Genomic DNA, 17213 nt, shown 5'->3' on the forward strand with positions numbered 1-17213 from the left:
CGCCGCTCTTTTGCAAATCGTTTGAAACTCTTTCCCCCGCTGCCGATCTGGTGACAGAGTCAACGTCAGTGAAATACTGCGTCATATCGTCCCCAGTTCATCGGGAGCAGCCATGCGCCAGCGCCTCCGCTTCTATCTCGGCGACGAGCTTCGGGAGATCGACGCGGTCGACCCGACCCTGACGGTGCTCGACTGGCTGCGGCTGTCGGAACGGCGGGTCGGCACCAAGGAAGGGTGTGCGGAGGGCGATTGCGGCGCCTGCACCGTGGTGGTCGGACGGCTGGACGGCGACACCCTGCGCTACGAGGCGGTGAACGCCTGCATCCGCTTCCTCGCCACGCTGGACGGCTGCCGCCTGCTGACGGTGGAGCATCTGAAGGGACCGGACGGCGCGCTGCACCCGGTGCAGCAGGCGATGGTCGATTGCCACGGCTCGCAGTGCGGCTTCTGCACGCCGGGCTTCGTCATGTCGCTGCTGGCGCTCTACCTGAACGAGGAGCGGCCGGACGGGCAGAGGATCGACGATGCCTTGGCCGGAAACCTGTGCCGCTGCACCGGCTACGAGCCGATCGTCCAGGCCGCCCATGCCATGTACGACATCGGCGGCCAGGGCGGTGACCGGACGGGCGATCGCTTCGCCGACCGCGCCGCCATGGCGGAAAAACTGAAGGCCCTGCGCGACGAGGAGATCCTCAGCGTCGGCGCCGCTGGACGCCGCTTCCTGGCCCCTGCCACCGTGCCGCAGCTGGCGCAGCTTCTGCTCGACAATCCCGGCGCCACCCTCGTGGCGGGGGCGACCGATGTCGGATTGTGGGTGACCAAGTTCCAGCGCGTGCTGGCGACCGTCCTCTACACCGGCCGTGTCCGCGCCCTGCGGCGGATCGAGGATCGCGGCGACGCGCTGGTGATCGGCGCCGGCGTCACCTACAGCGACGCGGGCGAGCGGATCGCCGCACTCTACCCCGATTTCGGCGAGCTGATCCGCCGCATCGGCGCGGAGCAGGTGCGCAACATGGGGACCATCGGCGGCAACATCGCCAACGGTTCCCCCATCGGCGACACGCCGCCGGCCCTGATCGCCTGCAGCGCCACCCTGCGGCTGCGGCGCGGCGACGAGACGCGCGAGCTGCCGCTGGAGGACTTCTTCCTCGAATACGGCAGGCAGGATCGCCGCGAGGGTGAATTCGTCGAGGCGGTGGTGCTGCCCAAACCGGCGGCGGGCGAGCGGTTCCGTGCCTACAAGATCGCCAAGCGCTTCGACCAGGACATCTCCGCCGTCTGCGGCGCCTTCCGCCTGACGCTCGACGGCGACGGCCGCGTCGCCGACATCCGCGTCGCCTTCGGCGGCATGGCCGGCACGCCGAAACGGGCCGCCGGAGCCGAGGCCGTGCTGCTGGGCCGTCCCTGGACCGAGGAAAGCGTCCGCCGGGGAATGGAAGCGCTGGCGGGAGACTACACGCCGCTGTCGGACTGGCGGGCCAGCGCCGGCTACCGCTCCACGGTGGCCGCGAATTTGCTGATGAAGCTGTATGTCGAGACCAGCGACCCGGCGGCGGAGACCCGTCTGGTCGGCGACCGGAGGCTTGCTCATGCCTGATGCACTGGGGCCTGACGTGACGACCCCCATCGCTCCAGCCCCCGCCCCGGACCGCATCGAGGGCGCCGTCCATGACTCCCGCCGGCACGAGAGCGCCCACAAGCATGTCAGCGGCGAGGCGGTCTATGTCGACGACATCGCCGAGCCGGCCGGCTTGCTGCATGTCTATCTCGGCCTCAGCAGCCGGGCGCATGCCCGCATCCGCTCCATCGACCTGTCGCCGGTCCGCCAGGCGCCCGGCGTGGTGGGGGTCTTCACCGCCGACGATGTGCCAGGGGTGAACGACATCGGCTGCATGGCCAAGCATGACGAGCCGCTGTTCGCCTCGACCCTGGTCCAGCATGTCGGCCAGCCGATCTTCGCCGTCGCCGCCGAAACCCGCGATCAGGCCCGCCGCGCCGCCCGGCTGGCGGTGATCGAGTATGAGGATCTGCCGGCCGTCCTGACCATCGCCGCCGCCCGCGATGGCGAGCGGACCCTGGTCACCGCGCCGATGACGCTGCAGGTCGGCGATGCCGGCGCGGCGCTGGCTGCCGCACCGCACCGCGTGGAGGGCCGGCTTGCCATCGGCGGGCAGGAGCATTTCTACCTGGAAAGCCAGATCGCCATGGCGGTGCCGGGCGAGGATGGCGAGCTGCTGATCCATGTCTCCACCCAGCACCCGACGGAGGTCCAGCACATTGTCGCCCATGTGCTGGACCTGCCCGGCGCCGCGGTGACGGTCGAGGTGCGCCGCATGGGCGGCGGCTTCGGCGGCAAGGAGACGCAGTCGAACCTGTTCGCCGCCTGCACCGCGCTGGTCGCCAGACGCACCGGCCGCGCCGCCAAGCTGCGCCCCGACCGCGACGACGATTTCCAGATCACCGGCAAGCGCCATGATTTCGAGATCGACTATCGCGTCGGCTTCGACGGCAGCGGGCTGATCCAGGGCGTCGAGATGCTGTTCGCGGCGCGCGCCGGCTATGCCGCCGACCTGTCCGGTCCGGTGACCGACCGCGCGCTGTTCCATGCCGACAACGGCTATTTCTATCCGGCGGCGCGGCTGGAATCGCTGCCGCTGAAGACCAACACGGTATCCAACACCGCCTTCCGCGGCTTCGGCGGCCCGCAGGGCATGGTGGCGGCGGAGCGGGTTATCGATGAGATCGCCTTCGCACTGGGCAAGGACCCGCTGGAGGTCCGCAAGCGGAACTTCTACGGGAGCGATCCCGAGACGGACGGCCGCAACCTGACGCCCTACCACCAGACCGTCACCGACAACATCCTGCCGGAACTGGTGGCGCAGCTGGAGGAGACGTCCGGCTATTGGCAGCGCCGGGAGGACATCCGCGCCTTCAACGCCACAAGCCGCATCCTGCGCAAGGGGCTGGCGCTGACGCCGGTGAAGTTCGGCATCTCCTTCACCGCCACCCATTACAACCAGGCCGGCGCCCTGGTCCATGTCTACACCGACGGCAGCATCCAGCTGAACCATGGCGGCACCGAGATGGGGCAGGGGCTCCACACCAAGGTCGCCCAGGTGGTGGCGGAGGAGTTCCAGGTCGACATCTCCACCATCCGCCCGACCGCCACCAACACCGGCAAGGTGCCCAACACCTCGGCCACCGCGGCGTCGTCGGGGGCCGACCTGAACGGCAAGGCGGCGCAGGCGGCGGCCCGCACCATCAAAGAGCGGCTGGTGGCCTTCGCGGCGGAGAACTGGAACGTGGCACCCGACGCGGTGCGGTTCGAGCGCAACCGGGTGCTGGTCGGCGACCGCGAGATGAGCTTCGCCGATCTGGTGCGCGCCGCCTATATGGCGCGGGTGCAGCTGTCGGCCACCGGCTTCTACAAGACGCCGAAGATCCATTGGGACCGCGCCGCCGGGCGCGGCACGCCCTTCTATTATTTCGCCTATGGTGCGGCCTGTGCCGAGGTGACGGTGGACACGCTGACCGGCGAATATGTCGTCGACCGGGTGGACATCCTGCATGATTGCGGCCGGTCGCTGAACCCAGCCATCGACAAGGGGCAGATCGAGGGCGGCTTCGTCCAGGGCATGGGCTGGCTGACCATGGAGGAGCTGTGGTGGGATGCCCAGGGCCGCCTGCGCACCCACGCCCCCAGCACCTACAAGATCCCGGCCTGTTCGGACCGTCCGCGCATCTTCAACGTGGCGCTGCTGGAGAATGCGCCGAACCGCGAGGACAGCATCTTCCGCTCCAAGGCGGTGGGCGAGCCGCCCTTCATGCTGGGCATGTCGGTCTTCCACGCCCTGTCCGACGCGGTGGCGAGCGTCGCCGGGCACCGGGTCTGTCCGAGGCTGGACGCGCCGGCGACGCCGGAGCGGGTGCTGGCCTGTATGACGGCGTTGCGGGAGCGTGATGGGTGCGAGCGTGAGGGGCGGGAGCGGGTGGCGGCGTCTCCCCAACCATGACCCCGCTTTCCACCACCCTCTCCGACTGGCTGCTTCAAGACCGGCCGGCCATCCTCGTCACCGTCGCCGAGGCGCGCGGCTCCACCCCGCGGGAGGAGGGCGCCGGCATGCTGGTAGGCCGGGAGGCCTGCGCCGGCACCGTCGGCGGCGGCCGGCTGGAATGGACCGCCATCGCCACCGCAAGGCGGATGCTGGAGGACGGCAGTGCCGCCGGGACGCTCGACTTGGCCCTGGGACCGGCGACCGGGCAGTGCTGCGGCGGGCATGTCGTGCTGCGGCTGGAGCGGGCCGATCCTGGCACCCTCGCTGCCTTGGAGGAGCGCGAACGCCGGGCGCGCGATGCCCGTCCCACCCTGCTGCTGTTCGGTGCCGGCCATGTCGGACGCGCGATGGCGGCGGCCTTCGCCCCGCTGCCGCTACGCCTTCTGTGGATCGACGGCCGCGCGCAGGAGTTTCCCGAAACGATCCCGGCCGGGGTGGAGCGCATCCTGACCGACAGCCTGCTCGACCCGCTGGCGGCAGCACCCGCCGGGGCCGGCTATCTGGTGCTGACCCACAGCCATGCCCTGGACTTCGAAATCGCCGAGGCGGCTCTGCGCCGCGGCGATGCCGCCTATGTCGGCATGATCGGCTCGGCGACCAAGCGGGCGAAGTTCGAGCGCTGGTTCCGGGCGCGCGGGCGGGAGGTGAACGCGCTGGCGGGGCTGACCTGCCCCATCGGTGCCGCCCTGACCGGCGACAAGCGGCCGGAGGTGATCGCGGCCCTGGTGGCGGCGGAACTGCTGGTGGCGTTCGCGCGTCCTCTCACCCCATCGCCTCGGCCCCCGACACCAGCTCGATCAGTTCATTCGTGACCTGTTCCTGGCGCAGGTGGCGCGCCGTGGCGGTCAACTCGTCCAGCGTGGCTTCGATGTTGTGGCGAGCGGTCATCATGGTGGTCAAGCGCGCGGCATTCTCTGCGGCGAAGCTTTCCATTGCCGCGTCGGCCAGCAGGGCGAAGACATATTCGTCCACCAGCCGGGCGATCAGGTCGCGCGGCGGCATGTTGATCAGTGGCGGTGCCGGCCGGGCACCGGTCCGCGGCAGGCCGAGCGGCAGCAGCGGCCGGTGCACCAGTTCCGGCGGCGCCCCCGCGTTGGTCCGGCCATAGAGCAGCTCCACCCGGCCCAGCCGCCCCTCTGCCGCAGCGTGATAGAGCGCGTCGGCGATGCGCCGGGCGGTGGCGGTCACGGCGTCGGTGTTGGTCGCCATCGCCGTGCTCCAGTCCGGCGGACGGCCACGCTCCTCCAGCAAAGCGGCGCCGCGCAGGCCAACCACCCACAGCGCGCAATCGTCCGGGGCGGCCAGTGCCGCATCGGCCAGCTTTTCCGCAAAGGCGCCGACGAAGCCATGTTCCGGTGCGAACAGCACCAGCGCCGAAGGACCTTGCCCGTTGGCCGGCCACTGCAGCGGCGCGTCGTCCAGCAGCGCCGCCGCCTGGGCCAGGGCTCCGGCGATCACCTCAGCATAGGTGCTGGTGCCGGCCAGCGTGCCGAGCGCCTGTTGCAGCCGCATTGCGGCGAGGGAGCGCATGACGTCGGTCACCGCCTCCAGCTCCTGCACGCTGGCCCGCCGGGCTTCGACCTCCGTCAGCCGTTCGGTCATGGCCCGGCCCCGGCCATTGCCTGGGCGATCAGGTCGCGCAGCGCCGTTCTGGTGGCGTCGTCCAGCGTCCCGGCGATCCGTGGCGGGCGGGTTGCTGCCAGACCGGCCAGCGCCGCCTGGAAGCGGGGGATCGCCTCCAGCGGCAGGCTGTCCAGCGTCCCGTCGGCGAGCGCCAGCAGCTGCGCCGCCTGGACCGCCAGCGGACGGGGCGACAGGTGGCGCTGGGCCAGCAGGGCCCGCATGCGCCGGCCATGCTCCACCGCCTTGCGCGTCCGTTCGTCGACCAACCCGCCGAAGCGGGTGAAGACCTCCAGCTCCAGGAACTGGGCATAGGCGAGACGCAGCGGCTCGGCCAATGTGCGCAGCACCGGCGGCTGCGCCTTGCCGCCGACGCGCGACACGCTGCGGCCGATGTCGACCGCCGGCTTCTGCCCCTCGTAGAACAGCTTGGCGTCCAGGCAGACCTGACCGTCGGTGATCGAGATCAGGTTGGTCGGGATGTAGGCCGACAGGTTGCCGCCCTGCGTCTCGGCGATCGGCAGCGCCGTCAGTGATCCGCCACCCCTGGCGGGGCTCAGCTTTGCCGCCCGTTCCAGCAGGCGGCTGTGCAGGTAGAAGACGTCGCCCGGAAAGGCCTCGCGTCCCGGCGGGCGGCGCAGCAGGAGCGACAATTGGCGGTGGACCGCCGCATGCTTGCTCAGATCGTCGACGATGACCAGGGCATGCCGGCCGCTGTCGCGGAAATGCTCGGCCATGGTGAAGCCGGCATAGGGGGCCAGCCATTGCAGGCCGGGAGCGGAATCGGCGGCGGCGATGACGAACAGGGTGCGCTCCGCCGCCCCGCCCTGACGCACCGCCTCGATCGCCGCGCGCACGCCGGACGCCTTCTGGCCGACGGCGACATAGACGCAGAACACGTCGCCGTCCGTCTGGTTGAGGATGGCATCCACCGCGATGGCGGTCTTGCCGGTGGCGCGGTCGCCGATCAGCAGTTCGCGCTGGCCGCGGCCGAGCGGGAACATGGCGTCGATGACGGCGGTGCCGGTCAGCAGCGGTTCGGACACCGCCGCCCGTTCGGCGATGGTCGGGGCGGGGCGTTCGACCGGCTCCCAGTCTTCGGCCTCCACCGGCGGCCCGTCATCCAGCGGGTTGCCGAGCGGATCGACCACCCGGCCCATCAGGTGATCGCCGACCGGCACCCGCAGGACCGTCCCGGTGCCGTGGACGGTGCCGCCGGCGGTGACCGTCGTGGAATCGCCGAGCAGGACGCAGCCGATCCGGTCGTCCAGATCCGTCGCCAGCCCGGCGACGCCGCCGGGGAACAGCAGCAGTTCGTCAACTCTAACGTCGGGCAGGCCGGAGACATGGGCGATGCCGTCGCCCACCGACTCCACCCGTCCCACCGATTCCAGCCGCGCGGCCATATCCAACCGATCCAGCCGGCGCAACGTGCCCGGCATCCAGGCGTCGAGCGCGTCCTCAAGCGACGGCGTCGGCCGTGTTTCTAGCGGAGTCATGACGGGTCATCTCCTCCCTCGCCTCGGCCAGCGTCTGCTTCCAGCTGCGGCGGACGACGCTGTGGGCAAAATGCAGCTCCACCCCGGCGATCAGCGACGGGTCCTCGGCCGGCTCCAAGGCCACCGGACGGCCGAACGCCGCCGCCAGCCGTTCGCGCGTCCGGGCGGTGTCGCTTTCCCGCAGCGGGGCGGCCATGGCAAGCCGCACCGGCACCGGGTCGATCCCGTCAACCAGGGCGTGGCGCTGGTCGCCGCTCAACGCCTCTACCGCCGCGCAGGCCTCGTCGAGCAGGGAGCGGGTCAGGGAGCCGGCCGGGGCGTCGCGCAGAAGCCGGGTCGCCAGCTGGGTGCCGAGATCGACGGCATGGCGCTGCAATGCCTCCAGCGCCTGCGCCCGCTCGTCGCTCAGCCGCTTGCGCGCCTCCTCCAGCGCATGGTCGGCCTCGACCCGTGCCTTCTCCAGCAGGACGTCGCGCTCGGTCTCCGCCTCGGCGCGGGCGGCGGCGATCAGGCGGTCGCGCTCGGCGGGCAGGGCGGTGCGCTGGTCCTCCAGGCTGCGGCGCGTGGCTTCGGCGGCCTGCCGCGCGGCCTCGGCCTCACTGCGGACACGCTCGGTGGTGGCCTGCCGCTCGGCGATCACCGCCAGGACCGGGCGGTAGAGGAAGCGGCGCAGCAGCCAGACCAGGATCAGGAAATTGATCGCCTGGAGCAGAAGCGTCCAACCGTCGATGTGCATGACGAACCTCGGGGTTGCGGCACTCAGGCGAACGGGTTGGCGAACAGCAGAAGCAGCGCCACGACGAGGCAATAGATCGCCATCGTCTCGATCATCGCCAGACCGACGAACAGGGTGCGCGACAGGGTATTGGCGGCTTCCGGCTGGCGGGCGATCGCCTCCATCGCGGCGGCGACGGCGCGGCCCTCGGCCAGCGCCGGGCCGATCGCGCCGACCGACACCGCCAGTGCCGCACCCAGGATGCTGATGGCATGGACGTCCATGGTTGCTACCCCTTCTCGATGGTTCCAACAGCGCCGCCGATGAAGACCGCGGCGAGAATGGTGAAGATGTACGCCTGGACGAGGCCCAGCAGTGCCTCCAGCGCCATCAGCGGCACCGGCACGAACAGGCCGGCCAGCGACAGCACGATGGCGATGACGAACTCCCCGCTCATCACGTTGCCGAACAGGCGGATCGACAGCGAGAAGGCCCGCGTCAATTCCGACAGGATGTTCAGCGGCAGCAGCAGCGGGGTCGGATGGGCGAAGCCCTTCAGATAGGGCCACAGGCCGCGCCGGCGGATGCCCAGCGCTTGCGACGCCAGCACCACCACCAGTGCCAGCGCCGCCGCCGTCTCCAGAAAGGCGGTCGGCGCCTTCAGGCCCGGTACCAGCCCCGACAGGTTGGCGACGGCCAGATAGAGGAACAGCGTGCCCAGCAGCGGCAGGAAGGGTGTGGCGTCGGTCTGCATCGTCTCGGCGATCTGCCGGCGCAGCGTCTCCACCACCAACTCCAGCACGGTCTGGACCGCACCGGGCCGCTCCACCCGCAGGCGCCGGGCCGCCAGGGCGGACCCCAGCGTCATCGCCGCCATCAATCCCCAGGTGACGACGACCGGCAGGGTGACCGGGACCGGACCCAGCAGAAAGACCACCGGCGTCGTCAGCGGGGACTCGGTCATGGCGTCCCGTCCTGAGTCCGCCGTTCGCGCCTGACCACGAGACTGCGCGCCAGCTGGAAGCCGGCCAGCATCGCCAGCAGCGGTGCCGCTCCGCCCCAGACCGCGGCGATGGTGAAGCCGGCGGTGGCGCCGGTCAGCCGCATCAGGTAGAGCGGCATCGCCCGGCGCACCCCGCCCAGCACATAGAGCCGCGCCGTCGCCGCCAGCCCGCGGAAGAACAGGGTGCCGAGCGCCAATCCGGCCAGGGCCCCGGCGATGAGGGGGAGGAGAAAGAGGGTCGTCATGTCAGCGTTCCTGTTCGATGCGGTTCCAGGCGAGCCATCCGCCGAGCACGACACCCCCGAACAGCAGCGCCGCCGTCCAGAAGATCCCGCCACCGGCCCGCTCGTCGAGCCAGCGCCCGGCGAACAGGCCGGCCAGGGTCGGCACGATCACCAGCCAGCCCAGGGCGCCAATCAGGGCGAGATTGCGGCCGATCGGCCGTTCGCCTTCGCGCTGCCACCGTTCCCGCCGCTCGCGGTGGCGTCGGACGCTGCGGGGAAGCGGATCCTTGTCGTCGGTCATGGCCTGTCCTCCCCTCCGTCGGGCGTGGGTGCGAAAGGACCGGGCGAGCGGCGATCCGGGCGCAGATAGGTCAGGATGTGGCGGAGTGCCGCCAGATGCATGCGGCGGGCGCCGCTACGGGCCTCCCCCTCCTCCTCCATGTTGCGGCGGAAGCGGGCCAGCACGTCGCGTTCCAGCGCGTGCAGATCGCCGCCGGTCACCGCCTCGCGCGTCGCCACCGCGATCTGCGCGCCATCGCGGATGGTCAGCACGCCGCCGCGCACGGCGCAATGCCCCTCGCAACCGTCGGCGGTTCGCCAGCTGATGACGGAAATTGCCAGCGCCGTCAGCAGATCGGCATGGCCGGGCCAGATGCCGAAGGCGCCGCTGGTGTCCTCCGCCCGCAGATGGCGGATGCCGGTGAGCTTCGCGGCGACGGTGGTCGGAGTGGTGATGATGAGGGAGAGGTCGCTCATGCTTCCCTCCCGGCGCGGTCGCGCTCGCGGATCTGGTCCAGGGTGCCGGTCATGAAGAAGGCGCTTTCGGTCCAGTCGTCGCAGTCCCCGTCCAGGATGGCGCGGCAGCCCTTCAGCGTCTCCGCCAGCGGCACGCTGACGCCGCCCTGGCCGGTGAAGGCCTCCGTCACCAGGAAGGGCTGGGTCAGGAAACGTTGCAGGCGGCGGGCGCGGCGCACGGCCAGCCGGTCGGCGGCGCTCAGCTCCTCCATGCCCAGCAGCGCGATGACGTCCTGGAGTTCACGGTAATGGGCGATGGTTTTGCGCACCTCCTCCGCCAGCCGGTAATGCGCCTCCCCCACCACCAGCGGGTCGAGCAGGCTGGAGGTGGAGGCCAGCGGGTCGACCGCCGGATACAAGCCCTCTGCCGCCATGGCGCGCGACAGCACGATGGAGCTGTCGAGATGGCTGAACAACTCCGCCACCGCCGGGTCGGTGAAGTCATCGGCCGGGACATAGACAGCCTGGATCGCCGTCACCACCGCGCCGAGGGTGGAGGCCACGCGCTCCTCCAACTCGGCGATCTCACTGGCGAGCGTGGGCTGGTAGCCGACACGGGACGGCAGGCGGCCCAGCAGCCCCGACACCTCGGCACCGGCCTGGACGAAGCGGAAGACATTGTCCATCAGCAGAAGCACGTCCAGCATTTCCTCGTCGCGGAAATGCTCGGCGATGGTGAGTGCTGTCAGGCCGACGCGCCAGCGGGCGCCCGGCGGCTCGTTCATCTGGCCGAAGACGAGCGCGGTGCGGTCGAGCACGCCGGAGCGCTTCATCTCTTCCCACAGCTCCTGCCCCTCGCGGGAGCGTTCGCCGATGCCGGCGAAGACGGAGATGCCGGTGTGGCGCTCCACCATCTTGCGGATCAGTTCCATCACCAGAACGGTCTTACCGACCCCGGCACCGCCGAACATCGCCGCCTTGCCGCCGCGAGCCAGCGGGGCCAGCAGGTCGATCACCTTGATACCGGTCTCCATCAGGTCGCGGCGCGGGCTGCGGCGGGCGAGCGGTGGCGGGGCGCGGTGGATCGGTGCCCGCGGCGTGTCGGGCGGCAGTTCCGGCCCGTCGTCGCGCGCCAGACCCATGACGTCAAGCAGCCGGCCCAGCACCGCCTCGCCCACCGGTGCGGTCAGCGGGCCGCCGGTTGGACGGGCCGGCGTGCCGCGCCGCAGGCCGGAGGTTCCCTGCAACGCGATGGCGCGGGCAGTGCGGGCGTCGAGATGGCTCTGCACCTCCGCCACCAGCCGCTCCGGGCCATCCCACAGGATCTCTACGGCGTCGAACAGCGGCGGCAGGGCCGCTTCGGGAAAGCGGAGGTCGATGACGGAGCCGCGGACGGCGACCACCTGCCCGTCGACAATTTCAGCCGGGCCGAAAGAAGTGGAGGATGGAAGGGGGTTGGGCGATGGCGCGGACATGCTCACTCCAGCCGGCTGGGAACCGTGCAGGGCGGTGGCACTCGCCGCATCGCCGGGACAGGAAGCTCCACCCGCCCCTCCCCCGGCGGGCGGGGGAGGGGGCGCCCGCATCCTTCCCGGATGTCTCCGATGAAGGCGGCGCTGTCGGGATGGAGGGCAACGCGTCAACCAGTTCGACCACCGGATCCGACGATAGACCCGATCCGCCGGTCGCTGCATTGCGTCAAATCAAACCCTGTCCCCACGAATTGTCTTGACCTTAGCGGGGGACGGCCCCCGCCGCCGGCCGAGCACCCGGTCCTCCGCCCGGATGCGCGCGGCGAGCATCGCTGCGTTGAGGATGGAGAAGACGATGGCGTAGCCGACCATGCCGAAGGCGAGCGGAAGAGCGGCGATCTCCACTGCGACCGCCAGATAATTGGGATGGTCGGTGAAGCGGTAGGGGCCGGTGCGGACCAACGGCGCTCCGTCAAGCACGATGATCCGGGTGGTCCAGCGTCGTCCCAGCGTCACCTGCACCCACAGGCGGAGCGCCTGCATGGCGAGCAGGACCGCCAGCCAGACCGGCTCGACCGGCCCCGGTCCCGGATTCCACGGGGAACCTTTCAAGACGGCGTCCCAGAGACCCGCCAGCCAGCCGACATGCAGCAGCACCATCCACGGGTAATGGCCGCGCCCATATTCCCGCGCGCCTTGGGCCAGTAGTGCCGCACGGTTATGCCGGTCGATGAGCAGTTCGCTCAGGCGCTGCGCCGTCACCAGCAGCATGATGACGATCGGCGCGGTCATGGCCGGAGCCGTCATCGCGGCCCCCGCCGCACCGTGATCAGGTTGGCGGCAAAGCCGGGGCCAAGCGCCAGGAGCGCCGCGCGGTCCGGCAATCCCGCCCGGCGCGCCCGGTCCAGCACGAACAGCACCGTGGGGGCGGACATGTTGCCGTGATCGGCCAGCACCGCCCGTTCATGGTCGAGGCTGCCGGTCTCCAGCCGCAGCACCTCCTCCAGCGCCGCCAGCACGCGGGTGCCGCCGGGATGGCAGATGAAGCGGCCGATCCGCTCCTCCTCCACGCCGCATTGGGTGAGCAGCCGGCCAAGGGCGGGGCGGAGACGGGTTTGCAGGAATTGCGGCAGTGTCGCCGACAGGACGATGCCGAAGCCAGCATCATCGATGCGCCAGCCCATGATGTCCTCCGATCGCGGGAACAGATGCTGGCCGGCGCCGTCGATGACGGCGAAGGCGCGCTCGTCCATACCGCCGCGCAGCACGCAGGCGGCGGCACCATCGCCGAAGAGGGCGGTCGCCACCAGATTGGCGCGGCTGCCGTCATCCTGCCGGAAGGCGAGGCTGCACAGCTCCATGGTCACGAACAGCACGGTACGGTCAGGTGCCGTCGCCGCCAGCCGCGAGGAGGTTGCCAGCCCCGCCACGCCGCCGGCGCAGCCGAGCCCGAACAGCGGCAGCCGCTCGATGTCCGGCCGGAAGCCCATGGCTTCGGCCAGCTGCGCTTCCAGGCTCGGCACCGCGAAGCCGGAGGAGGAGGAGACGACCACGCAATCGACCTCCGTGGGATCGACGCCGGCATCCGCCAGAGCCGCGGTCGCCGCCTGGACGAACAGAGCCTTGGCCGCCTGCCGGTAGGCGCCCATGCGGTCGCTCCAGCCATGGGGGGCGACGTACCAGTCCGCCGGCCGGGCACAGTGCCGCCGGGCAATGCCGGTGTTGGCGAAGACCCGTCCGAATTGGGGAAAGCCGGCAAGCCGCTCGCCGAAGATGCGGATGGTGAGGAGGGCGGCCTCCTCCTGGGACAGGACATGGGGCGGCAGGCCAAGGCCCAAGCCAAGCAAAGCCACGGGTGGGAACAAGGGGCGGCTCCATTCGGGACATCACGGCCGCAAGCGGGATGCTGGCGGCGCGGCGGGTGGGGAACACGCCGGGGCGGTCCTCTATTCGGTGCCGCGACGGGGCCGAAAAAATCGATCTGCGACCGAATAGCCGCCGGGGGTGGGGTGTTGTCCGCCAGCGCCGCGATATGGCCGAACCGTCACCCATCGAAATCCAGGAGAAGTCATGATGAGCACTCGTTCCAAGGCCGGAAGCAGCGTCCTTGCCGGTCTGCTGTGCGCCGCCGTTCTCGGCACCGGCCTGCTGGCCCCCGTCTCCGCCCGCGCCATGGGTGACGACACGACCCCGACCTGCAAGCCGGGGGAGGTCTACGACAAGAAGACCAAGCAGTGTGTCAAGCAGAGCGGCGCCAACCTCACTGACGACAACATCGCTGACTACGCCTATTCGTTGGCGAAGGCGGAGCGCTATCAGGAGGCGCTCGACATCCTCGCGACGGCGCGCAACCAGGACAGCCCGGTCGTGCTGAATTACCGCGGCTACGCCACCCGCAAGCTGGGCCGCGTCGACGAGGGCATCGGCTATTACCTGAAGTCGGTGGCGGCCGATCCGTCCTACGCCAAGGTCCGGGAATATCTCGGGGAAGCCTACATGCTCAAGGGGCGTTCCGATCTGGCGCGGGAGCAACTGGCGGCGATCCGCTCGATCTGCGGCACCGGGTGCGAGGAGTACCGCGACCTGGAAGAGGCCATCACCGCGCCGGCCAGGGGCTGACGGGTATCGGCGGGTGTGCTTCCCACCGCATGCGGGAGGCGCTCCCGCCGCTTTGTTCGGTCACCGGAAAGGCGGATGATGGCTATCGTCGAGAGTGGCCGTGAGGCATATGGTTGGGCGGAGCCGACAGGGCGCCGGCCAGATCCGATCGGTCAAAGCCGGATCGGCCGGGATGCCATGCGAGGGAGCGGTGAGATCGCCAGCGAAGCGGAAGTCAGGCACGGTTTGTCCGTCACCTTGCCGCGCCTTTGGCGTTACGGCTTCGTCCTGTCGCGCCAGCGCGACTGGGCGGACGATCTGGTGCAGCAGACCTGCCTGCGGGCATTGGAGCGGCACGGCCAGTTCCAGCCCGGCTCCCGCATCGACCATTGGTTGTTCACCATCCTGAATTCGGTCTGGCTGAACGAGGTCCGGGCGCGGCGGGTCCGCTTCGGCCAGGGAACCGTCGAGGCGGAGACGAGCCTGGAAGTGGACGGCGCGCGTGAGGCTGAGGCGAAGGTTCTGGCTGGGCAGGTGATGAGATTGGTCGGCGACCTGCCGGAAGCGCAGCGGGCGGCGGTGTTCCTCGCCTATGTGGAAGGCCTGACCTACCGCGAGGTCGCGGCGGTTCTCGGCGTGCCGGTCGGAACGGTGATGAGCCGTCTGGCAGCGGCGCGGGCAAAGCTGGCGGACAGGATGAGCGACGGAGCGGCAAAATGACCGGAGAGAGCGACGAGTCCCGGATCCCCTCCGACGAGGAACTGACCGCCTTCATCGACGGCGAACTGGAGGAGGAGCATCGCGCCCGCCTACTCGGCCTGATGGAGCGCGAGCCGGCGGTCGCCGCGAGGGTCGAGCATCTCTCCCGCGCCAGCCTACCCTTCGGCGAGGCATTCCAGCCCTTGCTGGACACCGCCCCGACGGCGGAGCTGCAACGCATGCTTGACGGGATGTCCGTGCCGCCGGTTGCCGCCAACGCGGTCGTTCCGCTGACCCGCCGCCGCCTGTTCGGCGCTATCGCCGCGTCGGTGGCGGCGGGTGTGCTGGGGGACCGGGTTCTGGTCCGGCTGCTTGGAGCCGGCGACAGCGACGATCTGGCCGACGATGACGGCGGACCGGACCGGGAGCACCACTGGCATGGCGTGGTCGCGCAATATATGGGGTTGTACACGCGGGAAACGCTGGGCGCGACCACGCCCGGCCGCGACGCCCAGTCGGCACAGCTCGCCGCCCTGAACCGGCCGCTCAACCTGTCCCTGACGCCGGAGGCGGTGGAGGTCGCCGGAGCGGAGTTCCGCCGCGCGCAGATCCTGGCCTACGACGACATGCCGCTGGCCCAGATCACCTATCTCGACCCGCGCAACGGTCCGCTGGCACTCTGCATTCTGCGCCGTCCCGGCACCGTGCGTGGGGTGGAGCAGGAGATGCGTGGCGGGTTGTCCATCGCCTATTGGAACGGGCCGGACCATGCCGCTCTGCTGATCGGACGGCTGCCGCTGCCGGACCTGACGGCCAAGGCCGAAGCGGTCCGGCAGCGGCTGGCGATCTGATGCTATGGCCGATCCGGCCGGGACAGGCTCGCCAACGGCGGCCCCGCTCCGGCCGGAAACGCCTCAGCCCATGATCTCGAACTTGATGCCCTGGGCGAGCGGCAGCGCGGAGGAGTAGTTCACCGTCGCGGTCTGGCGGCGCATGTAGGCCTTCCAGGAATCCGACCCGGACTCGCGGCCGCCGCCGGTCTCTTTCTCGCCGCCGAAGGCGCCGCCGATCTCGGCACCGCTGGGGCCGATGTTGACGTTGGCGATGCCGCAGTCGGACCCGGCGGCCGACAGGAAGCGCTCCGTCTCACGGACGTCGGTGGAGAAGATGCAGGAGGACAGGCCCTGCGGCACCGCGTTCTGAAGCGCGATGGCCTCGTCCAGCGTGTCGTATGTCAGGACATAGAGGATCGGCGCGAAGGTCTCGTGCCGGACCACCTCGGTCTGGGCCGGCATCTCGACGATGGCCGGGGTGACGTAGTAGGCATTCGGGAAGCGGTCGGCCAGCGTGCGCTCGCCGCCGGTCACCGTGCCGCCCTCGGCCTTGGCAGAGTCCAGGGCGCGCTGCATCGCCTTGAAGGCGTCGGCATCGACCAGCGGTCCCATCAGCACGCCGGACTCCAGTGGGCTGCCGATCGAAACCGAGGCATAGGCCGCCTTCAGGCGCGGCAGCAACTGGTCCTTGACCGAACGGTGGACGATCAGCCGGCGTAGCGTGGTGCAGCGCTGGCCGCAGGTGCCGACGGCGGAGAAGAGGATGGCGCGCAGAGCCATGTCGAGATCGGCCGACGGTGCCACGATCATGGCATTGTTGCCGCCAAGTTCGAGGATCGAGCGGCCGAAGCGCTCCGCCACCACCTTGGAGACCTCACGGCCCATGCGGGTGGAACCGGTGGCCGAGACGATCGGGAAGCCGGGGTGGGCGACCAGCGCCTCGCCGACCTCACGGCCGCCCTGGACGATTTGGGACAGATTGGCCGGCGCATCGCCGAATCGGGCGACGGCGCGGTCGAAGATCACCTGGCAGGCGGCGGCGGTCAGCGGGGTCTTCTCCGACGGCTTCCACACGACCGGGTCGCCGCAGACCAGCGCAAGCGCCGCGTTCCATGACCACACCGCCACCGGGAAGTTGAAGGCGGAGATGACGAGGCAGGGGCCGGCCGGGTGCCAGGTCTCGCGCATGGAGTGGCCCGGACGCTCCGACGCGATGGTCAGGCCGTAGAGCTGGCGCGACAGGCCGACTGCGAAGTCGCAGATGTCGATCATCTCCTGCACTTCGCCCAGGCCTTCCTGGTAGATCTTGCCGGCTTCCAGCGAAACCAGACGGCCGAGATCCTCCTTGGCGGCGCGCAGTTCCTCGCCCAGCAGGCGGACCAGCTCGCCGCGGCGCGGGGCTGGAACCGAGCGCCACGCCTCGAAGGCGCGGGCGGCGTTGGCGACGATGTCCGACACCTGCGACGGCGCGGTCTCCGCCACCGTGGCGAGCGTGGCGCCGTCGACCGGCGACCGGGCGGTCAGCCCGGCTCCGCTGGAGGTCAGGCCGAAACGGGAGAGGATGTCGCTGTGCTGCACCGGGGTGGCTCCTTGGATCAAAAGCGAGGCGTTACTGAAAGGATCTCGGAGATCTCCCTCTCCCCCCGGGAGAGGGACAGGGTGAGGGGGACAGGTGGCGGGACTTTTGCAAAAATCCTGCGGCGCTTCCCCCTCACCTTAACCCTCTCCCGGGGGAGAGGGGACTTAAGGGCGGGAAGGTT

General features: G+C 70.3%; 18 protein-coding genes. 6 read left to right on the forward strand and 12 right to left on the reverse strand.

What is annotated here, in order from left to right:
- Nucleotides 1-112: 112 nt before the first annotated feature.
- The 3 genes from xdhA to xdhC are packed head-to-tail and all read left to right on the forward strand — an operon-like array spanning nt 113 to nt 4867.
- On the forward strand, nt 113-1597 hold the full coding sequence (xdhA, locus tag J2848_RS21370) for a xanthine dehydrogenase small subunit (protein WP_149233237.1): 1485 nt from the start codon (nt 113-115) through the stop codon (nt 1595-1597).
- Nucleotides 1590-4013, forward strand: coding sequence for a xanthine dehydrogenase molybdopterin binding subunit (gene xdhB / locus J2848_RS21375; RefSeq protein ID WP_149233238.1), 2424 nt, complete (start codon nt 1590-1592; stop codon nt 4011-4013). The genes xdhA and xdhB overlap by 8 nt, the downstream gene beginning before the upstream one ends.
- Nucleotides 4010-4867: a xanthine dehydrogenase accessory protein XdhC gene (gene xdhC / locus J2848_RS21380; protein WP_149233239.1), complete on the forward strand. Its 858-nt coding sequence runs from the start codon at nt 4010-4012 to the stop codon at nt 4865-4867. Before xdhB ends, xdhC begins: the two co-directional genes overlap by 4 nt.
- On the opposite strand, the gene J2848_RS21385 is transcribed toward xdhC, so the two are convergent.
- The 11 genes from J2848_RS21385 to J2848_RS21435 form a co-directional block, all read right to left on the reverse strand.
- Complete coding sequence (locus J2848_RS21385) at nt 4818-5657, reverse strand: F0F1 ATP synthase subunit gamma (RefSeq protein WP_149233240.1); 840 nt, start codon at nt 5655-5657, stop codon at nt 4818-4820. The two genes, xdhC and J2848_RS21385, sit on opposite strands and share 50 nt — an antisense overlap.
- Nucleotides 5654-7174, reverse strand: a complete 1521-nt coding sequence (locus J2848_RS21390) for a F0F1 ATP synthase subunit alpha (RefSeq protein ID WP_149233241.1) — start codon at nt 7172-7174, stop codon at nt 5654-5656. The genes J2848_RS21385 and J2848_RS21390 overlap by 4 nt, the downstream gene beginning before the upstream one ends.
- Entirely contained in the window at nt 7137-7910 is a 774-nt protein-coding gene (locus tag J2848_RS21395) for a F0F1 ATP synthase subunit delta (protein WP_149233242.1), read from the reverse strand. Before J2848_RS21395 ends, J2848_RS21390 begins: the two co-directional genes overlap by 38 nt.
- Nucleotides 7911-7933: 23 nt before the next feature.
- Nucleotides 7934-8173 (reverse strand): F0F1 ATP synthase subunit C, encoded by a 240-nt coding sequence (locus J2848_RS21400; RefSeq protein ID WP_012977203.1) that lies wholly within the window; start codon nt 8171-8173, stop codon nt 7934-7936.
- A gap of 5 nt (nt 8174-8178) precedes the next feature.
- Nucleotides 8179-8853 carry a F0F1 ATP synthase subunit A gene (locus tag J2848_RS21405; protein ID WP_149233243.1) on the reverse strand — a complete coding sequence of 225 codons (675 nt, stop codon included), beginning with the start codon at nt 8851-8853 and terminating at the stop codon, nt 8179-8181.
- On the reverse strand, nt 8850-9137 hold the full coding sequence (locus J2848_RS21410) for an N-ATPase subunit AtpR (protein WP_149233244.1): 288 nt from the start codon (nt 9135-9137) through the stop codon (nt 8850-8852). Before J2848_RS21410 ends, J2848_RS21405 begins: the two co-directional genes overlap by 4 nt.
- Before the next feature lies 1 nt (nt 9138).
- Complete coding sequence (locus tag J2848_RS21415) at nt 9139-9417, reverse strand: AtpZ/AtpI family protein (protein ID WP_149233245.1); 279 nt, start codon at nt 9415-9417, stop codon at nt 9139-9141.
- Nucleotides 9414-9872, reverse strand: coding sequence for a F0F1 ATP synthase subunit epsilon (locus J2848_RS21420; RefSeq protein WP_149233246.1), 459 nt, complete (start codon nt 9870-9872; stop codon nt 9414-9416). The genes J2848_RS21415 and J2848_RS21420 overlap by 4 nt, the downstream gene beginning before the upstream one ends.
- On the reverse strand, nt 9869-11326 hold the full coding sequence (gene atpD, locus J2848_RS21425) for a F0F1 ATP synthase subunit beta (RefSeq protein WP_149233247.1): 1458 nt from the start codon (nt 11324-11326) through the stop codon (nt 9869-9871). The genes J2848_RS21420 and atpD overlap by 4 nt, the downstream gene beginning before the upstream one ends.
- A gap of 228 nt (nt 11327-11554) precedes the next feature.
- Nucleotides 11555-12115, reverse strand: a complete 561-nt coding sequence (locus J2848_RS21430; protein WP_149233248.1) for an isoprenylcysteine carboxyl methyltransferase family protein — start codon at nt 12113-12115, stop codon at nt 11555-11557.
- 11 nt (nt 12116-12126) lie between these two features.
- Nucleotides 12127-13188 (reverse strand): type III polyketide synthase, encoded by a 1062-nt coding sequence (locus tag J2848_RS21435; protein ID WP_149233249.1) that lies wholly within the window; start codon nt 13186-13188, stop codon nt 12127-12129.
- Between the two features lie 208 nt (nt 13189-13396).
- On the opposite strand from J2848_RS21435, the gene J2848_RS21440 reads away from it, so the two are divergent.
- From J2848_RS21440 to J2848_RS21450, 3 genes are all read left to right on the forward strand, one after another.
- A complete protein-coding gene (locus tag J2848_RS21440) occupies nt 13397-13942 on the forward strand; it encodes a tetratricopeptide repeat protein (RefSeq protein ID WP_149233250.1) in 546 nt (181 codons plus the stop codon).
- A gap of 225 nt (nt 13943-14167) precedes the next feature.
- A complete protein-coding gene (locus tag J2848_RS21445) occupies nt 14168-14641 on the forward strand; it encodes an RNA polymerase sigma factor (protein WP_211103243.1) in 474 nt (157 codons plus the stop codon).
- Nucleotides 14638-15471: an anti-sigma factor family protein gene (locus tag J2848_RS21450; RefSeq protein ID WP_149233252.1), complete on the forward strand. Its 834-nt coding sequence runs from the start codon at nt 14638-14640 to the stop codon at nt 15469-15471. Before J2848_RS21445 ends, J2848_RS21450 begins: the two co-directional genes overlap by 4 nt.
- Before the next feature lie 63 nt (nt 15472-15534).
- Here the strand turns inward: J2848_RS21450 and amaB are convergent, their stop codons facing one another.
- Entirely contained in the window at nt 15535-17031 is a 1497-nt protein-coding gene (amaB, locus tag J2848_RS21455) for an L-piperidine-6-carboxylate dehydrogenase (RefSeq protein WP_149233253.1), read from the reverse strand.
- Nucleotides 17032-17213 lie beyond the last annotated feature (182 nt).

The sequence above is a fragment of the Azospirillum lipoferum genome (assembly GCF_024170005.1).
Classification (GTDB): Bacteria; Pseudomonadota; Alphaproteobacteria; order Azospirillales; family Azospirillaceae; genus Azospirillum; species Azospirillum lipoferum.

Bases quoted from the DNA above. Each gene is read 5' to 3' on its own strand.
- xdhA (WP_149233237.1), top strand. From the start codon at position 113: ATGCGCCAGCGCCTCCGCTTCTATCTCGGCGACGAGCTTCGGGAGATC.
- xdhB (WP_149233238.1), top strand. From the start codon at position 1,590: ATGCCTGATGCACTGGGGCCTGACGTGACGACCCCCATCGCTCCAGCC.
- xdhC (WP_149233239.1), top strand. From the start codon at position 4,010: ATGACCCCGCTTTCCACCACCCTCTCCGACTGGCTGCTTCAAGACCGG.
- J2848_RS21385 (WP_149233240.1), bottom strand. From the start codon at position 5,657: ATGACCGAACGGCTGACGGAGGTCGAAGCCCGGCGGGCCAGCGTGCAG.
- J2848_RS21390 (WP_149233241.1), bottom strand. From the start codon at position 7,174: ATGACTCCGCTAGAAACACGGCCGACGCCGTCGCTTGAGGACGCGCTC.
- J2848_RS21395 (WP_149233242.1), bottom strand. From the start codon at position 7,910: ATGCACATCGACGGTTGGACGCTTCTGCTCCAGGCGATCAATTTCCTG.
- J2848_RS21400 (WP_012977203.1), bottom strand. From the start codon at position 8,173: ATGGACGTCCATGCCATCAGCATCCTGGGTGCGGCACTGGCGGTGTCG.
- J2848_RS21405 (WP_149233243.1), bottom strand. From the start codon at position 8,853: ATGACCGAGTCCCCGCTGACGACGCCGGTGGTCTTTCTGCTGGGTCCG.
- J2848_RS21410 (WP_149233244.1), bottom strand. From the start codon at position 9,137: ATGACGACCCTCTTTCTCCTCCCCCTCATCGCCGGGGCCCTGGCCGGA.
- J2848_RS21415 (WP_149233245.1), bottom strand. From the start codon at position 9,417: ATGACCGACGACAAGGATCCGCTTCCCCGCAGCGTCCGACGCCACCGC.
- J2848_RS21420 (WP_149233246.1), bottom strand. From the start codon at position 9,872: ATGAGCGACCTCTCCCTCATCATCACCACTCCGACCACCGTCGCCGCG.
- atpD (WP_149233247.1), bottom strand. From the start codon at position 11,326: ATGTCCGCGCCATCGCCCAACCCCCTTCCATCCTCCACTTCTTTCGGC.
- J2848_RS21430 (WP_149233248.1), bottom strand. From the start codon at position 12,115: ATGACCGCGCCGATCGTCATCATGCTGCTGGTGACGGCGCAGCGCCTG.
- J2848_RS21440 (WP_149233250.1), top strand. From the start codon at position 13,397: ATGAGCACTCGTTCCAAGGCCGGAAGCAGCGTCCTTGCCGGTCTGCTG.
- J2848_RS21450 (WP_149233252.1), top strand. From the start codon at position 14,638: ATGACCGGAGAGAGCGACGAGTCCCGGATCCCCTCCGACGAGGAACTG.